The sequence below is a fragment of the Myceligenerans pegani genome (assembly GCF_014892515.1).
In the GTDB taxonomy this organism is placed as follows: Bacteria; Actinomycetota; Actinomycetes; order Actinomycetales; family Cellulomonadaceae; genus Myceligenerans; species Myceligenerans pegani.
Genome location: NZ_JADBGR010000060.1, coordinates 18,931 through 38,363, shown reverse-complemented (window position 1 = coordinate 38,363; position 19,433 = coordinate 18,931). Strand labels below are relative to the sequence as shown.

Annotated in this window: 16 protein-coding genes; 8 read left to right on the top strand and 8 right to left on the bottom strand. The window is 71.8% G+C overall.

All coding sequences use genetic code 11. The features are described from left to right. Window positions 1–10 precede the first annotated feature (10 nt). Complete coding sequence (locus tag IIE03_RS26655; protein WP_192861922.1) at window positions 11–3,199, bottom strand: LamG domain-containing protein; 3,189 nt, start codon at window positions 3,197–3,199, stop codon at window positions 11–13. A gap of 277 nt (window positions 3,200–3,476) precedes the next feature. Here IIE03_RS26655 and IIE03_RS06435 point away from each other — a divergent pair, with 277 nt between their 5' ends. Beyond that, complete coding sequence (locus tag IIE03_RS06435; protein ID WP_192861921.1) at window positions 3,477–5,294, top strand: serine/threonine-protein kinase; 1,818 nt, start codon at window positions 3,477–3,479, stop codon at window positions 5,292–5,294. Window positions 5,295–5,300: 6 nt separating this feature from the next. Here IIE03_RS06435 and IIE03_RS06430 read toward each other — a convergent pair whose 3' ends face one another. From IIE03_RS06430 to IIE03_RS06405, 6 genes are all read right to left on the bottom strand, one after another. Continuing rightward, complete coding sequence (locus IIE03_RS06430) at window positions 5,301–6,215, bottom strand: carbohydrate ABC transporter permease (protein WP_192861920.1); 915 nt, start codon at window positions 6,213–6,215, stop codon at window positions 5,301–5,303. Continuing rightward, window positions 6,212–7,180, bottom strand: coding sequence for a carbohydrate ABC transporter permease (locus IIE03_RS06425; protein ID WP_408632831.1), 969 nt, complete (start codon window positions 7,178–7,180; stop codon window positions 6,212–6,214). Before IIE03_RS06425 ends, IIE03_RS06430 begins: the two co-directional genes overlap by 4 nt. Further along, on the bottom strand, window positions 7,173–8,552 hold the full coding sequence (locus IIE03_RS06420; RefSeq protein WP_192861919.1) for an ABC transporter substrate-binding protein: 1,380 nt from the start codon (window positions 8,550–8,552) through the stop codon (window positions 7,173–7,175). Before IIE03_RS06420 ends, IIE03_RS06425 begins: the two co-directional genes overlap by 8 nt. Window positions 8,553–8,592: 40 nt before the next feature. Continuing rightward, a complete protein-coding gene (locus IIE03_RS06415; RefSeq protein ID WP_192861918.1) occupies window positions 8,593–10,254 on the bottom strand; it encodes a glycoside hydrolase family 13 protein in 1,662 nt (553 codons plus the stop codon). Window positions 10,255–10,375: 121 nt separating this feature from the next. Further along, window positions 10,376–11,389, bottom strand: coding sequence for a LacI family DNA-binding transcriptional regulator (locus tag IIE03_RS06410; protein WP_192861917.1), 1,014 nt, complete (start codon window positions 11,387–11,389; stop codon window positions 10,376–10,378). A 77-nt stretch (window positions 11,390–11,466) separates the two neighbouring features. Continuing rightward, a complete protein-coding gene (locus IIE03_RS06405; RefSeq protein WP_192861916.1) occupies window positions 11,467–14,190 on the bottom strand; it encodes a discoidin domain-containing protein in 2,724 nt (907 codons plus the stop codon). Window positions 14,191–14,409: 219 nt separating this feature from the next. On the opposite strand from IIE03_RS06405, the gene IIE03_RS06400 reads away from it, so the two are divergent. Together IIE03_RS06400 and IIE03_RS06395 are read left to right on the top strand one after the other, a co-directional pair. Beyond that, on the top strand, window positions 14,410–15,171 hold the full coding sequence (locus tag IIE03_RS06400) for a GTP pyrophosphokinase (RefSeq protein WP_192861915.1): 762 nt from the start codon (window positions 14,410–14,412) through the stop codon (window positions 15,169–15,171). A 59-nt stretch (window positions 15,172–15,230) separates the two neighbouring features. After that, window positions 15,231–16,220: an NAD(P)-dependent alcohol dehydrogenase gene (locus tag IIE03_RS06395; protein ID WP_192861914.1), complete on the top strand. Its 990-nt coding sequence runs from the start codon at window positions 15,231–15,233 to the stop codon at window positions 16,218–16,220. A gap of 16 nt (window positions 16,221–16,236) precedes the next feature. Here the strand turns inward: IIE03_RS06395 and IIE03_RS06390 are convergent, their stop codons facing one another. Next, entirely contained in the window at window positions 16,237–16,470 is a 234-nt protein-coding gene (locus IIE03_RS06390) for a helix-turn-helix domain-containing protein (RefSeq protein ID WP_192861913.1), read from the bottom strand. Between the two features lie 46 nt (window positions 16,471–16,516). Between IIE03_RS06390 and IIE03_RS06385 the strand changes: the two genes are divergently transcribed. The 5 genes from IIE03_RS06385 to IIE03_RS06365 all read left to right on the top strand — a co-directional run bounded on the left by IIE03_RS06385 (window position 16,517) and on the right by IIE03_RS06365 (window position 19,387). After that, window positions 16,517–17,035: a gamma carbonic anhydrase family protein gene (locus IIE03_RS06385; RefSeq protein ID WP_192861912.1), complete on the top strand. Its 519-nt coding sequence runs from the start codon at window positions 16,517–16,519 to the stop codon at window positions 17,033–17,035. A 108-nt stretch (window positions 17,036–17,143) separates the two neighbouring features. Beyond that, window positions 17,144–17,845: a hypothetical protein gene (locus tag IIE03_RS06380; RefSeq protein ID WP_192861911.1), complete on the top strand. Its 702-nt coding sequence runs from the start codon at window positions 17,144–17,146 to the stop codon at window positions 17,843–17,845. A gap of 60 nt (window positions 17,846–17,905) precedes the next feature. Then, a complete protein-coding gene (locus IIE03_RS06375; protein WP_192861910.1) occupies window positions 17,906–18,586 on the top strand; it encodes a DsbA family oxidoreductase in 681 nt (226 codons plus the stop codon). After that, window positions 18,579–18,752, top strand: a complete 174-nt coding sequence (locus IIE03_RS06370) for a hypothetical protein (RefSeq protein WP_192861909.1) — start codon at window positions 18,579–18,581, stop codon at window positions 18,750–18,752. Before IIE03_RS06375 ends, IIE03_RS06370 begins: the two co-directional genes overlap by 8 nt. Window positions 18,753–18,790: 38 nt before the next feature. Then, window positions 18,791–19,387, top strand: coding sequence for a YbaK/EbsC family protein (locus IIE03_RS06365; RefSeq protein ID WP_192861908.1), 597 nt, complete (start codon window positions 18,791–18,793; stop codon window positions 19,385–19,387). The last annotated feature ends 46 nt before the right edge of the window (window positions 19,388–19,433 follow it).

The following is a 19,433-nucleotide window of genomic DNA, read 5'->3' as shown; positions in this document are numbered from 1 at the left end:
CGGTGCGCGCTCATTCGTCGATGTCGATCTGCTCGGTCGGGTCCAGGGCCACGTCACCGGCGAAGTCGTCCCCGCCCGCGCCCTGACACAGCCGGCGGATCTTCGCCTCCGCGATGACCGTGCCGTCCCACACCCGCACCTCGTCGACGTAGCCGTTGAACGGGTCGCGGTGCACGCCCGCGCGCAGGCTGCGCCCGACGGCGAAGTTTCCGGTGCTGTGGAACGGCGTGAATCCCACGTTCGCCTGGTCGTGCACCGGTTCACCCGCCTTCGGATCCCCGGGCGTGCCGGCTTCGCACACCCAGATGTTCACGGTCCCGGCCGCGTCGTACGCACCCACCAGATGCGTCCACTCCCGCAGCACCGGGTTCGCGCTCGAGACGGCGTGCGCCGCGGTCGCTGCGTCCACATCGGCGTCGTGCACCCAGAAGTCCCAGCAGTCCGCTCCGCCGCCGCAGTCGGTGCGGTAGCCCAGCTTGAACGCGCTGGTCCGGCTCCCGTCCTGAGAGACTGCCACCGCCGACTGGGACACGTCCGCGTCCAGCCACACGAACGCGGACACCACGAACGACTCGGCGGTCTCCACCACCTGCCCATTGGCTACCGCCCGGCCATCGGTCCCGTCGAACACAAGCGCCCGGTCACCGTCGCGGGAGTCGAACAGTTCGTGCGGACCGTTCGTCCAGGACACACCGGAGCCGTGCAGCGTCAGCGGATTCGGCACCTGGAGCTGCGACCAGTCCTGCACCGTCGTACTACCGGGGCCGTCGTCCATCTTCCAGTAGCCGTTGGCCAGCGGGTAGGCCACGTCGATCTTGTACGAGGCCACGTCCGACACGTTCCCCGCACGGTCGACCGAGCGGGCGTACAGGGTGTGCGGGCCCGGTGCCTGCGGCGTGTACGAGGTCACGTACGTGTTCGAGGACCATGGCGCGTGCGCCTTGTCGAACTCCTCACTGTCCCAGGACCACTGGAACGTCGCCACGTCGGTCGAACCGTTGAGGCCGAACCGGAAGTCGCCGGTCTGCCCCACGCCCCCGGCCTCCGCACACGTCGCCGATCCCGTCGAGCAGTCCGGGTAGTTCGCCTCGGCACCCCGGTCCGTCGCCGCCTCGATCGACGGCGGATTCGGCTTGGTGAGGTCCGGGGTGAAGTAGCACCAGCCGGTCACGGGCCCGGTCCGGCCTGCGGAGTCCTTGGCCTTGGCGCGCCACCGGTACGTCACGCCCTCGGTCAGCGCGTTCCCCGAGGACGGGCGCGCGGTGTGCACGAGCCCGCTGGCCTGCGCGGATGTCCACGCCGTCCACACCGTGGTCTGGTTCGACACCCGCTGGATCAGGAACTGCACCCGCAGGCTCTGCCAGTCCGGATCGCTCGCCTTGGCCTTGAGTTGCGGGTGTCTCGTCGGCATCCGCACAGCATCCGACGACGGGCGACAGCCCCAGTTCTGCACCGGGACGACTGACCGCGTCTGCCGGCCCGTGGGCGCATACGGCGCACGGTTGTACGTCACCGAGAGGCGCGCCGGACGGTCGTACCACGTCCCGCCGTACTCCATCCGCCGCCCGGCGTACCGCTTCCAGTACTCCATCGAGGACTCGTCCACCTTCAACCCGAGCGTGATACTGGACCAGTCCGCCGACGCGACAGTGTCCAGCGCCTCGGTCACGTTGAACCCCACCCACTTGCGGCCCCCGCACTCGCCCAGCTTGTGCGCGATGCCGACGCCGTCCTGCCGGTTCTCGGTGAGCCACGGGTTCATGTTGTCCCAGCTCGTCGAGGACGACACCGCGCTCGCCCCCAGCCGGTAGGCCGCCACCGTGTGCGCCGTGCAGTTGTACGAGTGCGTGCCGTACACCTCGAACGACGCGGACGACACGTCGCCGGCCGCCGCGTTCTTCACCTTCTCCAGCCCGTTGAACTCGTACATGATCCGGTGCTTCGACGTCGCCCCCATGCACTCGTACCCGTACGGGTCGGCGGCGTCGCACAGCCCGATCCCGTGCGTGCCGTCCGACGTGTCCCCGAACCCGTAGCCCGACGTCGACGTCGGCCAGTACGACTTGACGGCCGTGAACTCGTTCAGCGACCCCGACACGCTCGGGTCCAGCGCCAACGGGTAGACCGTGTCCGGATCGGTCAGCACCGCCTGATCGGGACGCACCGACACCGTCGCGCTCCTGCCGCGATCGGCGTCGTCGACCCGCACGTCGGTGTCCATCTCGAAGACCGCGCCGTAGCTGCCGGGACCGTCGACGACGTCGCCCGGCGCCACGCCCGACGACGCCGTCGACCCCGACGCCGCCGTCATGCCCGCGACCTGCGCCGGCTCGTGCCCCTCGGCCGTCCATCCCGTCGGCTGCGGCGCGCGGAACACCTGCGCGCCCGCCTCGTCCTCCGCCACGAAACCGCCGCCCGCGGCGGCCAGCCGCAGCCCACCCGACACCTCCACCCGGAAGTCCAGTTCCGCCAGCCCGGGGTTGGCCGCCGACTCGGCGTCGTCCACGGTGATCACCTCGCGGATGCCGGTGCCGTCGCCGTTCGGCATGACCGTGAGCTCGATCCCCGGGTCCCCGAACAGGGCCGGGTACGTCACCCGGTCGCCCTCCACCACCGGTGGGGCCAGTCCGAACGGCACGTCGAACTCCAGCTCGTGCCCGTCCCGCTCCAGCACCGCCAGCGGAGCCCCCGGGTCGGCGCCCGTCGCACCCGGATCCGCGAAGGAGATCTCCGCCAGGCCCGGCGCGGCCACCTCCAGGCGCCCGTCGTCGCCCGGCACGATCGACGTGTCGATCGCGCGCCACCCGCCGTCGGCCGTCCGCGACCGGACCGCCGCCGCGGAGATCTCCTCACGCACCAGCTCGTCGACGGTGCCGTAGGTGGTGGTGTACTCCGTGCGATCGGCGAGCGACTCGATCTCGTGCCCGCACGCCTTCGCGCGCTCCCAGGCGGCGGGCAGGTCGGGCGCGGGCTCGTCGCACGGCACGTCGGCCGCGGCGCCGTCGGCGTCCGCCGCGAGCACCTGACCCAGGGACTTCCCCGTCAGCGGCTCCACCGCGGCCGCGGCCCCCGCGCCGAGCGCCAGGGCCAGGAGGCCCGCCACCAGGGCGCCCGGCCGCTTCCGCAGCCGCTCCGCCGCCCGTGAGCCGGCCGAACGAGTGCGTGCGAACACGCCACTGATCTGCCGCACTGCTGACACCTGTCGCTCCTGACGCCGCACGTTCACGAGACCGACCGAGGCACCTCGGGCACACCCGCCGGCCAAGGAGTGAACCTAACCGGCCCGAACCAACACATGGGGTGAAAAAGAGCCTTTCCGGTGCGAAACCACAGAACATCGTTACCAAAATGCGCCCATATTTCACCCATCGCATCACGGCCCGAAGGCGGCCGCCGCGAACTCGCTATAGTCGGCGCGGGGTTGGCGCTGGTCGTCAGCGATCTTGATCCGTCGGTTCCAGGGGGTAGAGGCAGTGTTGTCCGACATCGTGGCGCGCACGACGCCGCCGCAGGTCAAGCCGCTGGTCGCCGGCGACCCGCGCCGGCTGGGGGGTTACGACATCAGCGGCCGGATCGGTCGCGGCGGCATGGGCGCCGTCTATCTCGCGACGACGGCGGACGGGCGGCCGCTCGCGATCAAGGTGATCCATCCCGAGCGGGCCGACGAGCGGGAGTTCCGCGTGCGCTTCCGGCGGGAGGTGGCCGCCGCGACGCGGGTGCGGAGCCGGCAGACCGCGGCGGTCGTCGACTTCGACGTCGACGGGCCGACCCCCTGGCTGGCCACGGAGTACGTTCCCGGCCCGACGCTGGCGCAGGTCGTGGCCGAGGTGGGCGCGCTGCCCGAACCCGCGGTGCGGGAACTCGTGGCGGGCGTGGCCCGGGCGCTCGACGCGATCCACGCCGAGGGCCTCGTGCACCGCGACGTGAAGCCGGCCAACATCCTGATCGGACCCGATGGGCCCTGCCTCCTCGATCTGGGGATCGTCGCCGATCCGGACGGGACGTCGCTGACCACCACGGGACTGCAGGTGGGCACCCCGCAGTACATGTCGCCGGAACAGGCCCTGGGCGAGCGGGTCTCGGCCGCGACCGATGTCTGGTCGCTCGGCGCCGTGGCGTACATCGCGGCGACCGGCCGGCCCCCGTTCGGGACGGGGACGTCCACCGCGGTCGGGCTGCGCGTGGTGAACGAGCGGCCGCCGCTGGACGCGCTGCCCGCAGGGCTCCGCGGACTCGTCGCGGCCTGCCTGACCAAGGACCCCGCCACGCGCCCGACGCCGTCAGCGGTGCTGGCCTCCGTGAGCCAGCCGGCCGGGGGCACGGACCTGCCGATGCTCCACGCGCCCGCACCCACCGGCACCGACCTGCCCCACGCGGCGACCGACCTGCGCACCGCGAGCGCCCCGGAGCCCTCGTCCGGCACCCCGGACCCCTCGCCCCGGCGACGTCGAGGGCTTCTCGTCGGGCTGGTCACGGCGGGCGTCATGCTGATCGGGGGTGGCCTGACCGCGTCGGCGCTGTGGTTGTCCGACGACGAGCCGCCGGCCACGGCGGGTGTCACGCCGGGCGCCTCGGCGGAGTCGTCCGGGTCGCCCTCGCCGAGCCCGCGCGCCTCCGGCTCGGCGTCGCCGTCGTCCTCCTCGTCGTCTTCCCCGTCGGCCTCGCCCACCCCGGCCTCCGAGACCACGCCCGTCGACCCAGGAGACGCGGGGGCCGGGGAGGAACCGGCCCCGCCGCTGACGTTCACGCCCGGGACGGTCGCGATCCCGGCGGACGTCCGGGTCGGGCAGACGATCACGGCCACCACGAGCGGCTGGAGCCCGGAGCCGGCCGGCCGCTCGTGCACGTGGAGCATCGGGGGCGCGCAGCGCGAGAACCTCGGCGAGTGCGCCTACACGGTGACGATCGACGACGTCGGCAAGCCGATCCAGGTCCGGCTGACCGCGACCCGGGACGGGTACGAGCGGCTCTCGCAGGTCTCGGACCCGACCCGGGCGGTTCCCCAGCCGCAGGTTCCGGAGCCCCGGTGCGAGATCTCGTTCGAGAAGCACGAGTCGGTCGACCGGTGGTCCGGATACTGTCACGTCGACCAGCATCCGGACGTCAGCTACCAGTGGTGCTGGTACGACCTCACGAGCGGCAGCACCATCGGCTCGTCGGAGTGCTCCTCGCGGGAGATGAGCTACGTCTTCAGCTACCGGCGGGAGCACCAGCTCCGGGTCAAGGTGATCGCCACGCGCGACCAATACCGCGGCAGCGAGTTCCTGACCACGGCATGGGTCCCGCAGTGGTGACGTCGTTCACCCCTTCACCGCCCCCGACAACCCGGCGCCGCTCAGGAACAGCCGCTGGAACACCAGGAAGATCGCGATGGGGATCACGGTGCTGATCGCGAGCGCCGCCAGCAGCACGTCGAGCTCGACGTAGTCCTGCAGCGCGGGCAGCCGCACCGACAGGGGCTGGACGGCCGGGTCGCGCAGGACGAGCAGCGGCCACAGGAAGTCCTTCCACGCCGTGATGAAGGCGAAGACGGACACCACTCCGATGATCGGCCGGGACATGGGCAGCACGATCGACCAGCCGAGCCGGAAGGGGCCGGCGCCGTCGACCTTGGCGGCCTCGAAGACCTCGCGTGGCAGCCCGTCGAAGAACCGGGCCACGAGCAGCACGTTGAACGCGTTGGCCCCGGCGGGCAGCCATACGGCCCAGAACGTGTTGATCAGGGACACGTTGGCGACCGGCACGTCGAGCACCGTGAGGTACAGGGGCACGAGCAGGACGACGGCGGGCACGAACAGCGTGGACAGCACGAGCGCGCCGAGCACGCGGGCGTACGCGGGCCGCAGCACGGACAGCACGTACCCGCCGGTGACGGCGACGAGCAGCTGCACGGCCCAGGACCCGAGCGCCAGCCAGAGGGTGTTGAAGAAGTGCAGGTCGATGTCGAACCGCGTCCACGCCTCCGCGAGATTCGCCCAGTCGATCCCGTTCGGGAACACCTCGATGGGCGCGCGCAGCGTGTCCTGGGTCGGCGTGACGGCGGCCTTGGCGAGCCACAGGATGGGCCCGAGTCCCACCACGACCAACGCGACCAGGAGCGCGGCGTGCACGGCTCGGACGCCGCGCCGCACGCCGGGCCTGCGCAGGTCGGCGTCGGAGACGATGCCCCGGTCGATCGTCTGGCCGGTCGCGCGGCCGGCCGTCGGTCCGCTCATGTCGTGCTCCAGCGTCTGGTGGCTCGGAAGTAGATCGCCGACAGGATCGCGAGGACGACGGCGAGCATGAGGCTGAGCGCGGTGGCGGCGCCGTAGTCGCCGCGCCCGCCGAAGGCGTAGTTGTAGATCATCAGCAGGATCGTGGTGGTGGAGTTCGCGGGGCCTCCCCCGGTGAACAGGTAGGGCTCGGTGAACACCTGGGACGTGCCGATGATCTGCAGGATCAGCGTGATGAAGAGGACGGGCCGCAGCTGCGGCAGCGTGACGTGCCAGATCTTGCGCCAGATCCCGGCGCCGTCCACCTCGGCGGCGTCGTACAGCTCGGGCGGGACGCTGGTCAGCGCGGCGAGGTAGATGATCACGGTGCCGCCGGCGGCCGCCCAGGTGGCCTCGAGCACGAGGGAGGGCATCGCCCAGTCCGGGTGCTGCAGCCAGGGGAACGGCCCGGCTCCGAACCAGCCGGCGACGGTGTTGAACACGCCGGTGTCGGAGCCGCTGTAGAAGGTCTTCCACAGCAGCACGGCCACCACGGGCGGCACGACGACGGGCAGGTACGCGAGCGCCGCGAACAGGCCGCGCGCCCGGCGTACCTCGCTCATGGCGACCGCGGCCAGGAGCGGGATCGGGTACCCGAACAGCAGCGCGAGCACCGCGAAGTACAGCGTGTTCCCGACGGCGACGGGCAGCAGCGGGTCGGACAGCACGTAGGTGAAGTTCTCCGTTCCCACGAACTCGGGCGCGGTGACCAGGTTGGTGAACTGGAAGCTCATGACCACCGCACGGGCGATGGGGAACCAGGAGAACAGGCCGAAGCACAGCAGCATCGGCAGCGCGATGACGAGGGTGGACGGTCCTCCGCGGCGTATCCACGTGGCCACCCGGCCGCGGCGGCGCCCGCTCGGCGGCGCCTGCGCGGGGGCGGGCGGCGCCGAGCGGACGGCGAGGGAGACGGTCGTGTCAGCCACGGTCGATCAGGGTCTGGACCTGCTGCTCGGCGTCGGCCAGCAGCGTGTCGATGTCGGCGTTCTCATCGGTGAGCACGGCCTGGACCACCGGGTCGAGGGTGGCGTACAGGTCCTGCGTGGCGGCCGGCGGCTCGGCGGCGAGCGGCTGGTCGTAGATCCGGTCGCTGTACGGCGCGAACTGCTCGAGCGGCACGTTGATCAGGTCGGCGATCCATTCCTGCGACCGGTCGTACGTCGCCTTGTCGAACACGGGCAGGATCGGTGCGCCGACGGGCTGGTCCTGCGCGGCGGCGGCCTCGGCGTCGGCGACGGCCCCCTCCTGTGTGGTGAGCTTGCCCAGGTAGTAGAAGTCGATCCACTCCACGGCGGCGGCCTGTTCGGCGGGGGTGGCCTTGGCGTCGACGGCGGCGAGGGTGCCGCCGCCCAGTACGGCGGCGTCGTCGCCCTCGAGCGGGAGCACGGTGACGCCGTAGTCGTCGGGGTTCATCGCGTTCTGCGTGACGAGGTTCCCGTAGTCGCCGCCGCCGGAGATCATCATGCCGATCTTCCCGGCGCCGAAGTCGGCGTGGCTGGTGGCCCAGTCGTAGAGGAACTCGTCGCCCATGGAGTCGTCCTCCCACCGCATGGCGTGCAGGTACTCCAGGGCCTCCTTGTAGTCGGGGGTGTCGATGGTGGCCGTGACCTCCTCGCCGTCGACGGCCTCGGCGCGGCCGCCCATGGCGTACACGAGGGTGGTGAGGATCCAGCCGCCCGTGTTCGACGACGTCATCATGCCCAGGCCCGTCTGGCCGGTCTCCTCGCTGATCGTCCTGGCCGCCTCGCGGACCTCTTCCCAGGTGGTGGGCGGGGCGTCCGGGTCCAGACCGGCCTCGGCGAAGAGGGCACGGTTGTAGTGGATGCCCTGTCCGTAGGCGGCGACCGGGACCGCCCACTGGGCGCCGTCGGCGGACTGGCCCGCGGCGGCGACGGTCTCGTTGAACTGGTCCGCGTACGGCAGCTCGGCCACGAGGGCCGAGATGTCGGCGATCTGCTGCCGCTCGATGAGGCCGCGCCCGTCGGTGAAGGGCACCGTGAACACGGTGGGCAGGGTGCCGCCGGCGAGGTCGGCGGCGAAGGTGGTGCCGGTCCAGGTGTATTCCTGGGCCTCGACGGTGATGTGGGGGTGTTGCTCGGTGAACTCCGCGGCGCGGGTCTCGAAGGCCTCGATCGCCTCGTCCTCCAGGCCTTCGTCGATGGCGACGTGGAGGGTCACCTCCTCGTCGGCGAGGGCCTCGGCGTCGGCCGGGGTGAGGGCGTCGTCGCCGGTCGAGCAGGCCGCGAGGCCCGCGGTGAGCGCGACGACGGCGAGGGGGGCAATCATGCGTGACTTCATCATCACTCCTTGGTTCGGCGCGGGGTCGCGCCACTGGGTGCTACAGGCGGCACCAGGCCGCCGTGTCCGAGGCCAGGCGCCCGTCGTCCGTGAGGGGTGCGCTGGCGAGGATGACCGTGGCGCCGTCGGGCAGCGCCACGGATTCGGTGCCGAGGTTCACCACGCAGGCGAATCCGGTGCCGCGGGTGAAGGCGAGGACGTCGGCGTCGTCGCCGGGGAGGGCGCCGGGCAGGTCGAGCCAGGCGAAGGCGTCGTCGCGCAGTCCGGGTTCGGTGCGGCGAGCCGCGATCATCCTGCGGTACAGGGTGAGCATCGAGCCGGGGTCGCCGGCCTGGCGCTCGACGGCGAGGTCGCCCCAGCCGTCGGGCTGGGGCAGCCAGGGCGGCGCACCGTCGTCGGGCCCGAAGCCGTGGCTGGGTCCGTCCGCGGTCCACGGGAGCGGGACGCGGCAGCCGTCACGGCCGGGGTCGACGCCGCCGGAGCGGAAGTGCATGGGGTCCTGGATGGCGTCGCGCGGGATGTCGGCCTCGGGGAGGCCGAGCTCGTCGCCCTGGTAGACGTACAGGCTGCCGGGCAGCGCGCCGGTGAGCAGGGCCGCGGCGCGGGCGCGCCGGGTGCCGAGCTCCAGGTCGGTGGGGGTGCCGAAGCGCTTGGCCGCGAAGTCGAACGAGGTGTCCTCCCGCCCGTAGCGGGTGACCGGCCGCGTGATGTCGTGGTTGGACAGGACCCAGGTGGGCGGCGCGCCGACGGGGGCGTGCGCGTCCAGGGTGCGCGTGATCGACTCGCGCAGTTCCTTCGCGTCCCAGGGGCGGGTCATGAAGTCGAAGTTGAACGCGGTGTGCATCTCGTCGGGGCGCAGGTAGAGCGCGAAGCGTTCCGGGTCGGGCAGCCACACCTCACCCACGAGCACACGTTCGTCGGCGGGGCCCGTGCCGTAGGAGTCGGCGACGGCGCGCCAGTCGCGGTAGATGTCGTGCAGGTCGTCCCGGTCGAGGTGGGGGTGCTCGCCGGCCCCCCAGGTCTCGGGGACCTCCGGGAGGGCCGGATCCTTGGCCGGCAGGGCGGCGGAGTCGATCCGGACGCCGGCGGCGCCACGGTCGAACCAGAACCGCAGGACGGCCTCGTGCTCGGCACGCACGTCCGCGTTGTTCCAGTTCAGGTCGGGTTGCTGCGGCGTGAACAGGTGCAGGTACCACTGCCCCGGGGTGCCGTCGGGGTTCGTGGTGCGGGTCCAGGTCTCGCCCTGGAAGCTGGAGGTCCAGCCGGTCGGCATGCCGTCGCCGTCGGGGCCGGTGCCGTCACGGAACCAGAACCGGTCGCGCTCGGGCGAGCCGGGCGGGGCCGCGAGCGCCGCCTGGAACCAGGGGTGCTGGTCGGAGACGTGGTTGGGGACGACGTCGACGATGGTGCGGATGCCCCGGGTGCTCGCCTCGGCGATGACGGCCTCGGCCTCGGCGAGGTCGCCGAACACGGGGTCGATGGCGCGGTAGTCGGCGACGTCGTAGCCGCCGTCGGCCAGCGGTGACGCGTACCAGGGGGTGTACCAGACGGCGTCGACGCCGAGTCGTTCGAGATGGTCGAGGCGGGCCCTGATGCCCGCGAGGTCGCCGGTGCCGTCACCGTCGCCGTCGGCGAACGACCGCGGGTAGATCTGGTAGATCACCGCGTCGCGCCACCAGGCGCGCTCGTCCGGGTGCTTCACGCTGCCCTCCGCACTTCGTCGTGTTCGGTCTCTGGGCACGACCGTAACGACTCGACAGGATCAGCGCAAGAACCTGACAGATATTCTGCAGGGAATTTTGCTCGGCGGGTTCAGGACCGTGTCATGTCCGCGGACGGGCGGCCGCCGTGGAGCGGCGCACGACCAGCTCGGGCTCGAACAGCAGCTCGTCGCGCGACACGGTCGCCCCCTCGATCAGGCCGGCGAGGAGGTCCACGGCGGCGCGCCCCATCTGGTCGATCGGCTGGCGCACCGTGGTCAGGGCCGGGTCGGTGGAGTTCATCAGGGCCGAGTCGTCGTAGCCCACCACGGACACGTCGCGCGGTACGTCCAGGCCGGCGCGCCGCACGGCGCGGATGGCGCCGAGCGCGAGGGGATCGGAGGCGGCGAGGATCGCGGTGACGCCGCGGTCGACGAGCTTGGCCCCGGCGGCCTGGCCGGCCTCGATGCCGTAGCGGCTGTGCACGACGAGCTCGTCGGGGAACTCGATGCCGACGCGGGCCGCGAAGGATCGGGCGGCGTCCAGCTTGCGCTCCGAGGGCACGTGGTCGCCGGGCCCGAGCAGCAGCCCGATGCGCTCATGCCCCATGGAGACCAGGTGCTCCAGGCCCTGGTGGGTGGCGATGAGGTCGTCGCACGACACGTGCGGGAAGCCCAGTTCGTCGATCGAGGCGTTGATCAGCACCACCGGGAGTCCGAGGGACTCCAGCCGCTCGTAGTGCTCGTGGTCGGCGTCCCGCTCGGCGTACAGGCCGCCGGCGAAGATCACGCCGGAGACCTGCTGGGTCAGCAGCAGGTCGATGTACTCGGCCTCGGTGATCCCGCCCGCGCTGCGCGTGCACAGCACGGGGGTGAAGCCCTGCTGCGCCAGGGCGCCGCCCATGACCTCGGCGAACGCCGGGAAGATCGGGTTCACCAGTTCCGGCAGGACCAGCCCGACCAGGCGGCCCCGGTCCCCCCGCAGCTTCACGGGCCGTTCGTAGCCCAGCACGTCGAGTGCCGTGAGCACCGCCTCGCGGGTCGCGGCGGACACCCCGGGCTTCCCGTTCAGCACGCGGCTCACGGTCGCTTCGCTGACCCCGACCTTCTCGGCAACATCGGCAAGTCGTCGTCCCATGGAAGCGACCTTACACAAGATCTCGCAAGCCGCTTGCACGGCTTGCGAGATCTTGCGCTATTCGGGGCCGGACGCGCCTACTGGCGGTCGATCGTGAAGGTACTCGTCTCGTTCCGGATGTCGATCGCGTTGTTCGCGAGCGTCAGGTCCACGAACGTGGCGGAACCCACCGCGGGCCCCTGTCCGGGCTCGGGCAGCTCGTTCGCCCAGATGCCGAACCCGGACTTCGCGTCCCAGTCGTCCCCGCTGCGCCGGGCGCCGCTGATCGAGACGCGCGTGAGCACGGTGTCCTCGACGGCGTGCTGCGGCTGCCCGCCCACGTAGTTCGTCTGGAACATGATCCCGGAGTAGGTCGGATCGACGATGTCGACGTCGGACACCCGGATCGCGCGGAACTCCTTCGACGCCGAGAACAGCCACATGGCGGGGAAGGTCTGGTTGCCCCAGAAATGCCCTCCGGTGCGGATCAGCGAGATGTCCTCGAACACCGTCGGGCCCGGACCGAAGCCCTCCATGGGGTAGCCGAAGTCGAGCGAGCTGATCGTCACGCCGGAGTAGACCAGCGTGTCGGCCACGAGGATGTCGCGGAACGTGTTGTTCTGCCCGCCGTACACGGCCAGGCCGGCCGCCCGCCACGTGACCAGCGAGGTCAGGCTCTCGTACAGGTTGCCCGACTGGCCGCTGCCGCCCGCGTCGGTCGCCGCGAACAGGGCGAAGGAGTCGTCGCCCGTGCCGCGGGTCTCGATGTTGCGCACCACGTTGCCCGCAGAGCCGTTGGTCATGTTGATCGCGTCGGCCCACGTGTTGCGCACGCGCGAGTTCGTGATCGTCGAGTCGTCCATGTTCGCGGCCCAGAACATGCAGACCATGTGCTCCACCCACAGGTCGTCGACGGTCATGTCGGCGACGCGGTTGAAGTCCAGGACCTTGCCCGGCCCGTCGATCCGTTCGACGTAGTTGCCCCAGTAGGAGAAGCTGCGGAACTTCGAGCCGTTGGCCGACGCCTCGGCCCGGAACCCGATGTCCGTGTTGCTCTGGTCCTGGGGTGCGTGGAAGCGCGTGTACCAGGGCCCGGCGCCCACGATGTCGACCGCCTCGCCGTACACCTGGAACTTGCTCGACGTCGTGTAGTCACCCGCGGGCAGGTAGACGCCGTCGTACTCGCCGCCGTTGTCCATGCGGGCCCGGTCGAGGGCGTTCTGCACGTCCTGGTGCGTGAAGCCGGCGGGCTCCACGTACCGTGCCGGGTCGGGGTTCGCCTTCGGGCTGACCAGTTCGGTGCTGATGAAGTCGACGGCTACCGGCAACGGGTTGGCCGCCGTCTTCTGCAGCCGGATCGTCGAGCCCGCCGGGACGGTCTCGTCGAGGAACGTGTTGGCCTCGTCGTAGACGTGCCGCGGCCCGCCCGCGGACGGGTTGTTCACCGGGCTCGCCTCGTTGCCGTACACCCAGGCGTACCGGGAGGTGAGGTCGAGCCTCTTGTGGAACTGCCCGTCCACGTAGATGTCCACGCCGCCGTCCTGGCCGCCGCCCCCGGGGGCGTCCGGGATCGAGAAGCGGGTGACCAGCGTGTTGGTGGGCTCGGTCAGCGTCCACTCCACGTACGCGCCGTTCTGGTCGAGGTGCGCGGCCCGCCGCCCGGACGCCTCACCGGCCAGGTCGCCCACGGTCCGGTTCGGCCCGAGCAGGTCGGCGCCACCGCCGACCGTGCCGTCCTCGGCCTCGAGGAGCCGGTACGGCATGTCGGCCCCGCGCCCGTCGGGCAGGTCCGGCGGGTCCGTCGGATCGTCGGTGGGCGGATCCGTGGGGTCGCCGGTCGGCGGGTCCGTCGGGTCGTCCGTCGGCGTGCCGCGCACCTCGAGCTCACCCACCTGAGCCCCCGGCGCGCCCGAGTTCGCGGAGAACTCCAGGCGGACGTCCTGCGCGGTGCCGGTGACCGGAACCGTCACCACGTTGCCGGTGGACGGGCTGAACGTGTACTGCACGGGCTCCACCAGGGTGGTGAACGCCCCCGAGCCCGTCCGCCCGAGCACCGCGAACGTCTGCGTGCGCTGCGCCCACACCGGGTCCGGGTTCAGCCGGACCGTGACGGACGTGAGCTCGGCCGGTGTCGCGAGGCCGGTCGTCAGGGTCGCCGGGTACTGCCCGCCGCCCGACTCCCAGTAGGTCCCCGTGTCGCCGTCGGTCGCGTGTCCGGCCACGTACGTGTGCGTGTGGGAGGACGCCGACGCCGGGCGGCCGTCGGCCAGGTTCGCGCCGTCCGCCGGCGTGTCCGGGGAGCCCGGGACGCCGAGCACCCGCAGCTCCGAGAGCTGGCCGGCGGGCCAGGTCGTGTTGGCCTCGAACCGAAGCCTGACGAACCGGGTGTCCGTGTCCGGGACGTCGACGTCGACGGTGTTCCCGCTCGCGGGGTCGAAGGAGTAGGTGTCCCGCTCCAGGATCGGGGCGAACGACGCCCCGTCGGCCGAGCCGAGGACCGTGACGTCCTGGTCGCGCGGCTCCCAGCCCGGGGGCAGGCGGAGCTCGAGCCCGGTGACCGTGGCCGAGGCACCCAGGTCCACCTGGAACCACTCGGGGAAGCTCCGGTTGGCGGACTCCCAGTAGGTGCCCGGGTCGCCGTCGGTGACGTTGCCGGAGATGTAGGTCTGGGTGTGGGAGCTCGCGCTCGTGGCCCGGCCGGCGGCCAGGTCCTGCACCTGCGCGGACGCCGACTGCGTCGCGACGAGGGCGAGTGACGACAGGAGCAGGCCGGACAGCCCGGCCAGCGCCGTGATGACGGTGGTGCGCTTGCGTCTTCTCATCGGATCTCCAGGGATCGTGGCCGGCGACGATGGCGGCGGCGATGACGGTTCTCGGGATGTTTCCCGCCGACTGACAACTTTGTGCAGTCGTGTTGTCGATTTCTTGCGCACCGGTGAGCCTACGAACGCTGCTGGGACCCGTCAACCCCCGAGCCGTAGCCCGAAGACGTCAACCGATTTTCACGACGCCGTCACGCCGTTCTGCCTAGGATCGGGGCCATGGACACGGTGGACCCGAGCGAGCTGCGGGTTGTGATGCACGAGGTCCGCCGCATGGCGCTGACCTACAAGTTCGGCATCGACGAGGTGATGACGAAGATCTCGATCCTGCGCGACGAGCTGCGCCACATGCAGCAGTACAACCCCGTCGAGCACGTCGGCTCCCGGCTCAAGTCGCTCGACTCGATCGTCGCCAAGTGCCGCCGCAAGGGCATCCCGTTCACGCCCGAGGGCATCCGCAAGCACATGTTCGACATCGCCGGCATCCGGGTCACCTGCAGCTTCGTCTCGGACATCTACCACGTGCGCGACATGCTGACCAAGCAGGCCGACATCACCCTCCTCGAGGAACGGGACTACATCGCCACCCCCAAGCAGAACGGGTACCGCTCCCTGCACCTCATCGTGCAGGTGCCCGTCTTCCTGTCCGACCGCGTGGAGGACGTCATCGTCGAGGTCCAGCTGCGCACCATCGCCATGGACTTCTGGGCATCCCTCGAGCACAAGATCTACTACAAGTACGACCGCGAGGTCCCCCGGCACCTGATCGACTCCCTCAAGCTCGCCGCCGACGTCGCCCAGTCCCTCGACACCTCCATGGAACGCATCCACGACGAGGTCAAGCAGCTCTCCGGCGGCACCGAGCCCGCCGTCCGCCCCGACACGCTCCTCAGCCCCGAGGAGATCCTGCGCGAGTTCTGGTCGGGCCGATCCGACGACGCCCGGTTCGACGACCACGGCCGCCTCACCCGCGGCTCGTGATCCGCGGCTCGCGACCCGCAGCTCCAGACCCGCAGCTCCCGACCGACGGAGGATCCCCCGTGCGAGCAGTCATCCAGGACCGGTACGGCACGGCCGACGTCGTCCGGCTCGGCGACCTCCCCCGGCCCGAACCCGCTCCCGGCCAGGTCCTGGTGCGCGTCCACGCCGCCTCGCTCAACGGCTCCGACCGCGAGAACCTCACCGGCAGCCCGTTCTACGCGCGTCTCGGCGGCCTGCGGCGCCCGCGCCGCCCCGTTCCCGGGTCCGACATCGCGGGGGTCGTCACCGCCGTCGGCCGCGACGTCACCGGCTTCGCCCCCGGCGACGAGGTGTACGGCGAGCTCGCCGGGTACCGCGGAGGCCTCGCCGAGTACGTCGCCGCCCGGGCGGACCTCCTCGCCCGCAAGCCCGCCGGGCTGTCGTTCACCGACGCCGCGGCGATACCGCAGGCCGGCTGCATCGCCTGGCGGGCCGTGCACGAGACCGGGAAGGTCCGGCCCGGCGACAAGGTCCTGGTCAACGGCGCGGGCGGAGCCGGCGGAGCGTTCGTCGTCGGGCTCGCCAAGCATGCCGGCGCGGAGGTGACCGCCGTCGACCGTGCCGGCAAGGCCGACCACCTGCGACGCGTCGGCGCCGACCACACCGTCGCCTGCGAGACCGAGGACTGGGCCGCCCACGCCGACCACCACGAGCGCTACGACCTGATCGTCGACCTCGTCGCCCGCCGCTCCCCGTACCGCGTCCACCGGGCGCTACGGCCCGGCGGCGCCTACTACGTGGTCGGCGGCCTCACCCGGACCCTGCTCGCCACCCTGACCGCCGGGCCGGCGATCCAGTGGCTCACCGGCAAGCGGGTGCGCGTGCTCGCCGTCCCGCAGAGCCGCGACGACCTCGTCGCGGTGACGCGACTGGTCACCACCTCCGCCGTCGTCCCCGCCATCGACCGCGTCTACGCGTTCGACGACGTGCCGGAGGCGTACCGGCGCCTCGCGAGCAGCGCGAACCGCGGCAAGATCGTGGTGGAGATCGTCGCCGGGCCCGCCGGCTGACCGGCTCGCCGCCGGCCTACTCGACCTCCCCGTGCTTGATCCGCTCCCGGACCAGCGCGTACTGGGCGGTGATGTACTCCTCGAAGCGGGAGCGCTCGATCCGCCAGACCTTCTTCGGCCCCACCTGGATGCCGGGCAGCTCGCCGCTGCGCAGCAGGCCGTAGACGATCGCGCTGGAGACGTCGAGCGTCTTGCAGACGTCGGTCAGCGTCATGAACCGGGAGTCGTCGGGCTTGTACTGACTTTCCATGCCGTACAGTCTCCCGGATCCGGGCAAGGAACGTAGGGTGCGATCCATGGCTACAGTTCTCCCCTTCGACGGTCATGAGCCGCGGATCGACCCGACGGCATGGATCGCGCCGACCGCGACCATCGTCGGCCGCGTGACGATCGGCCCCCGCGCGAGCGTCTTCTACGGCGCGGTGCTGCGCGGCGACATGGACGAGATCACCCTCGGCGAGGGCAGCAACATCCAGGACAACTGCGTCGTGCACACGGACACGGACGTCCCGGCACACATCGGCGCCGGAGTCGGCGTCGGGCACGCGGCGATCATCCACGGCGCCACGGTGGAGGACGGCTGCCTCATCGGCATGGGCGCCATGCTGCTCAACAACAGCGTGGTCCGCGCCGGCGCGTTCGTCGCCGCGGGCGCGCTGGTGCGCGAGGGGCAGGAGATCCCGGCCGGTCACCTGGCCGCGGGACTGCCTGCCAAGGTGCGCGGCGAGCTGGACGACGCCGGGCGTGAGCGCGTGCGGGAGAACGCGCTCGAGTACCAGAGGCTCGCGGAGCTGCACCGCCGCTCGGTGGGCTGAACCACGGCGTGCGCCGTTCGTGCCCGACGACGGAGCGGGCGGGGCGGCGAGTCGGGCGAGCGGCGGCCCGGGCCGCAAGCGAGACCGTCCCGGCGACACATACGGGGCATGAACCCACGACGAGCGGTTCCCGCACGAGCCACGCACCCGCGCTGGGCCCCGCGCCTGCTCCTCGGCGTCGGCCTGGCCGGCGTCCTCGGGCTCGGCGCCTGCGCGGGACCGGCCGCCCCCGGATCGGGCGGAACGGAGCCGAGCGGGAACGCGACGGCCGGAAACGAACCTGACACCGCACCTCCGGCGATCCCGGCGGCGCCCGGCCCGGTGACCGTCGTCACGACGGTCCTCCAGAAGGGCGACGGCCCGCCCGAGCTCTGCCTGGGCGGCGTCGCCGAGTCGCTCCCGCCCCAGTGCGGCGGCCCGGAGGTCGCCGGCTGGGACTGGGACGCCGTCGAGTCCGACTCCGCGCAGGACACCACGTGGGGCGAGTACGAGGTGGAGGGCACCTGGGACGGCGAGACGTTCCACCTCACCTCCGCCGCGGCGCCACCGGACGAGTGGCCGGAGTTGCCGGAGGATCCCCGCCTCGACCCGGACAACCCCGGCGCCGCGGGACCGGACACCCCGGAGGGCGATGCCCACGACCTGCAGGTCGAGGTCTACCAGCACCTCGACGGCCTCAGCGGCTGGACCGAGAACGGCTACGTCTGGGTGACGGTCGTCTACGACGACGGCCGCATCCAGCGCTACGCCGACGCGACGTTCGGCGCGGACACGGTCGCGGTGCTGTCCGCCCTGCGGGACGTCGAGTGACGCACGAGGAGTGACGCACGAACAGGAATACGGCGTCCCCCGCCCACGTTGTCGCCCGGCGTGAGCGAATCCCTCAAGATCGACATCTGGTCCGACGTCGCCTGCCCCTGGTGCTACATCGGCAAGCGCAGGCTCGAGTCCGCGATCGACCGCATCACGGAGCGCGACGGCGTCCGCCCGGACGTGACGATCGAGTACCACTCCTTCGAGCTGTCGCCGGACACGCCCGTCGACTTCGAGGGCACCGCGACCGAGTTCCTGGCCGCCCACAAGGGCATCCCGCAGGCCCAGGCGCGGCAGATGCAGGAGCACGTGACCCGGCTCGCGGCCGCCGAGGGTGTCGAGTTCCGCACCGACGACGTGCGGCACACGAAGACGCTCAAGGCCCACGAGCTGCTGCACCTGGCCAAGGCGCACGGCAGGCAGTACGAGATGAAGGAGCGCCTCCTCAAGGCGTACTTCACGGACGGCCGGCACGTCGGGCACGCCGCCGACCTGGCCGACCTCGCCGCCGAGGTGGGCCTGGACCGGGACGAGGTACTCGAGGCGCTGGAGAGCGGCCGGTTCGCCGACGACGTCGCCGCCGACATCGCCCAGGCCCGCGCCTACGGCATCAACGGCGTCCCGTTCTTCGTGCTCGACGGCACGTACGGCGTCTCGGGCGCGCAGGACCCCGCGGTGTTCGTCCAGGTCATCGACGAGGCGACCCGGAACCGGGCCAAGGAGACCGCCGATGTCTGACACCGACCGGACCATGATCGCCGTCGACCGGACCGCCGTCGAACGGTCGGACGCCGACGGGATCGCGCCGCCCGCGCCCCTCCTCAGCATGCTGGCCGACGACGGCGCGGCGTGCGTCGACGGGGTGTGCGCCCTCCCGGAGCCGGATCCGCACCGCAAGGACTGAGCGTCGCGAGGAGGAGCGCTCCTGGCAGAGTGGGGCGTATGAACGCACAGCCCACCGACCGCCCGACCGCGCTCCCCGCCCTCGGCGACCTGACCTGGTCCCCGGCGCTCGACCATCCCGAGCTGCTCGCCCCGCCCGTCCTGGCCGCGCTGCGCACGTGGGCCGACGCCGCACCCGACGTCGCGACGTCGGTCGCGGTCACCGAGATCGACCCCGACCACGCCGACACCGAGACGCTGAACCGGCTGCACGGGCTGCCGCCGGAGGCGTCCGCCAACTGCGTGGTCGTGGCGGGCAGGCGGGGCGACGACGAACGCATCGCCGGCGTCGTCGTCCCCGCGTCCACGTTCGCCGACGTGAACAAGCGCGTGCGCAAGCTGCTCGACGTGCGCAAGGCGTCGTTCATGCCGCAGGACCGCGCCGTGGCCGACTCCGGCATGGAGTACGGCGGGATCACGCCCATCGGGCTGCCGGGCGGCTGGCGCGTGCTCGTGGACTCCCGGTTCGCCGAGCCCGGCACGCTCGCCCTCATGGGTTCCGGCGTGCGCCGGTCCAAGCTGCTCATGACGGGGGCGCTGCTGTGCGCGACGCCGGGCGTGGAGGTCGTCGAGGACCTGGGCGTCGCGCGCTCGTGAGGGCGGGGCGGCGGCGGGCGTCCGGCGTCGTCGGGCATCCGGCAGA

What these genes read in the sequence shown, in the direction of transcription:
- IIE03_RS06430 (WP_192861920.1), bottom strand. Translation starts at nt 6,215, where the DNA reads ATGAGCGGACCGACGGCCGGCCGCGCGACCGGCCAGACGATCGACCGG.
- IIE03_RS06420 (WP_192861919.1), bottom strand. Translation starts at nt 8,552, where the DNA reads ATGAAGTCACGCATGATTGCCCCCCTCGCCGTCGTCGCGCTCACCGCG.
- IIE03_RS06410 (WP_192861917.1), bottom strand. Translation starts at nt 11,389, where the DNA reads ATGGGACGACGACTTGCCGATGTTGCCGAGAAGGTCGGGGTCAGCGAA.
- IIE03_RS06405 (WP_192861916.1), bottom strand. Translation starts at nt 14,190, where the DNA reads ATGAGAAGACGCAAGCGCACCACCGTCATCACGGCGCTGGCCGGGCTG.
- IIE03_RS06400 (WP_192861915.1), top strand. Translation starts at nt 14,410, where the DNA reads ATGGACACGGTGGACCCGAGCGAGCTGCGGGTTGTGATGCACGAGGTC.
- IIE03_RS06390 (WP_192861913.1), bottom strand. Translation starts at nt 16,470, where the DNA reads ATGGAAAGTCAGTACAAGCCCGACGACTCCCGGTTCATGACGCTGACC.
- IIE03_RS06385 (WP_192861912.1), top strand. Translation starts at nt 16,517, where the DNA reads ATGGCTACAGTTCTCCCCTTCGACGGTCATGAGCCGCGGATCGACCCG.
- IIE03_RS06380 (WP_192861911.1), top strand. Translation starts at nt 17,144, where the DNA reads ATGAACCCACGACGAGCGGTTCCCGCACGAGCCACGCACCCGCGCTGG.
- IIE03_RS06370 (WP_192861909.1), top strand. Translation starts at nt 18,579, where the DNA reads ATGTCTGACACCGACCGGACCATGATCGCCGTCGACCGGACCGCCGTC.
- IIE03_RS06365 (WP_192861908.1), top strand. Translation starts at nt 18,791, where the DNA reads ATGAACGCACAGCCCACCGACCGCCCGACCGCGCTCCCCGCCCTCGGC.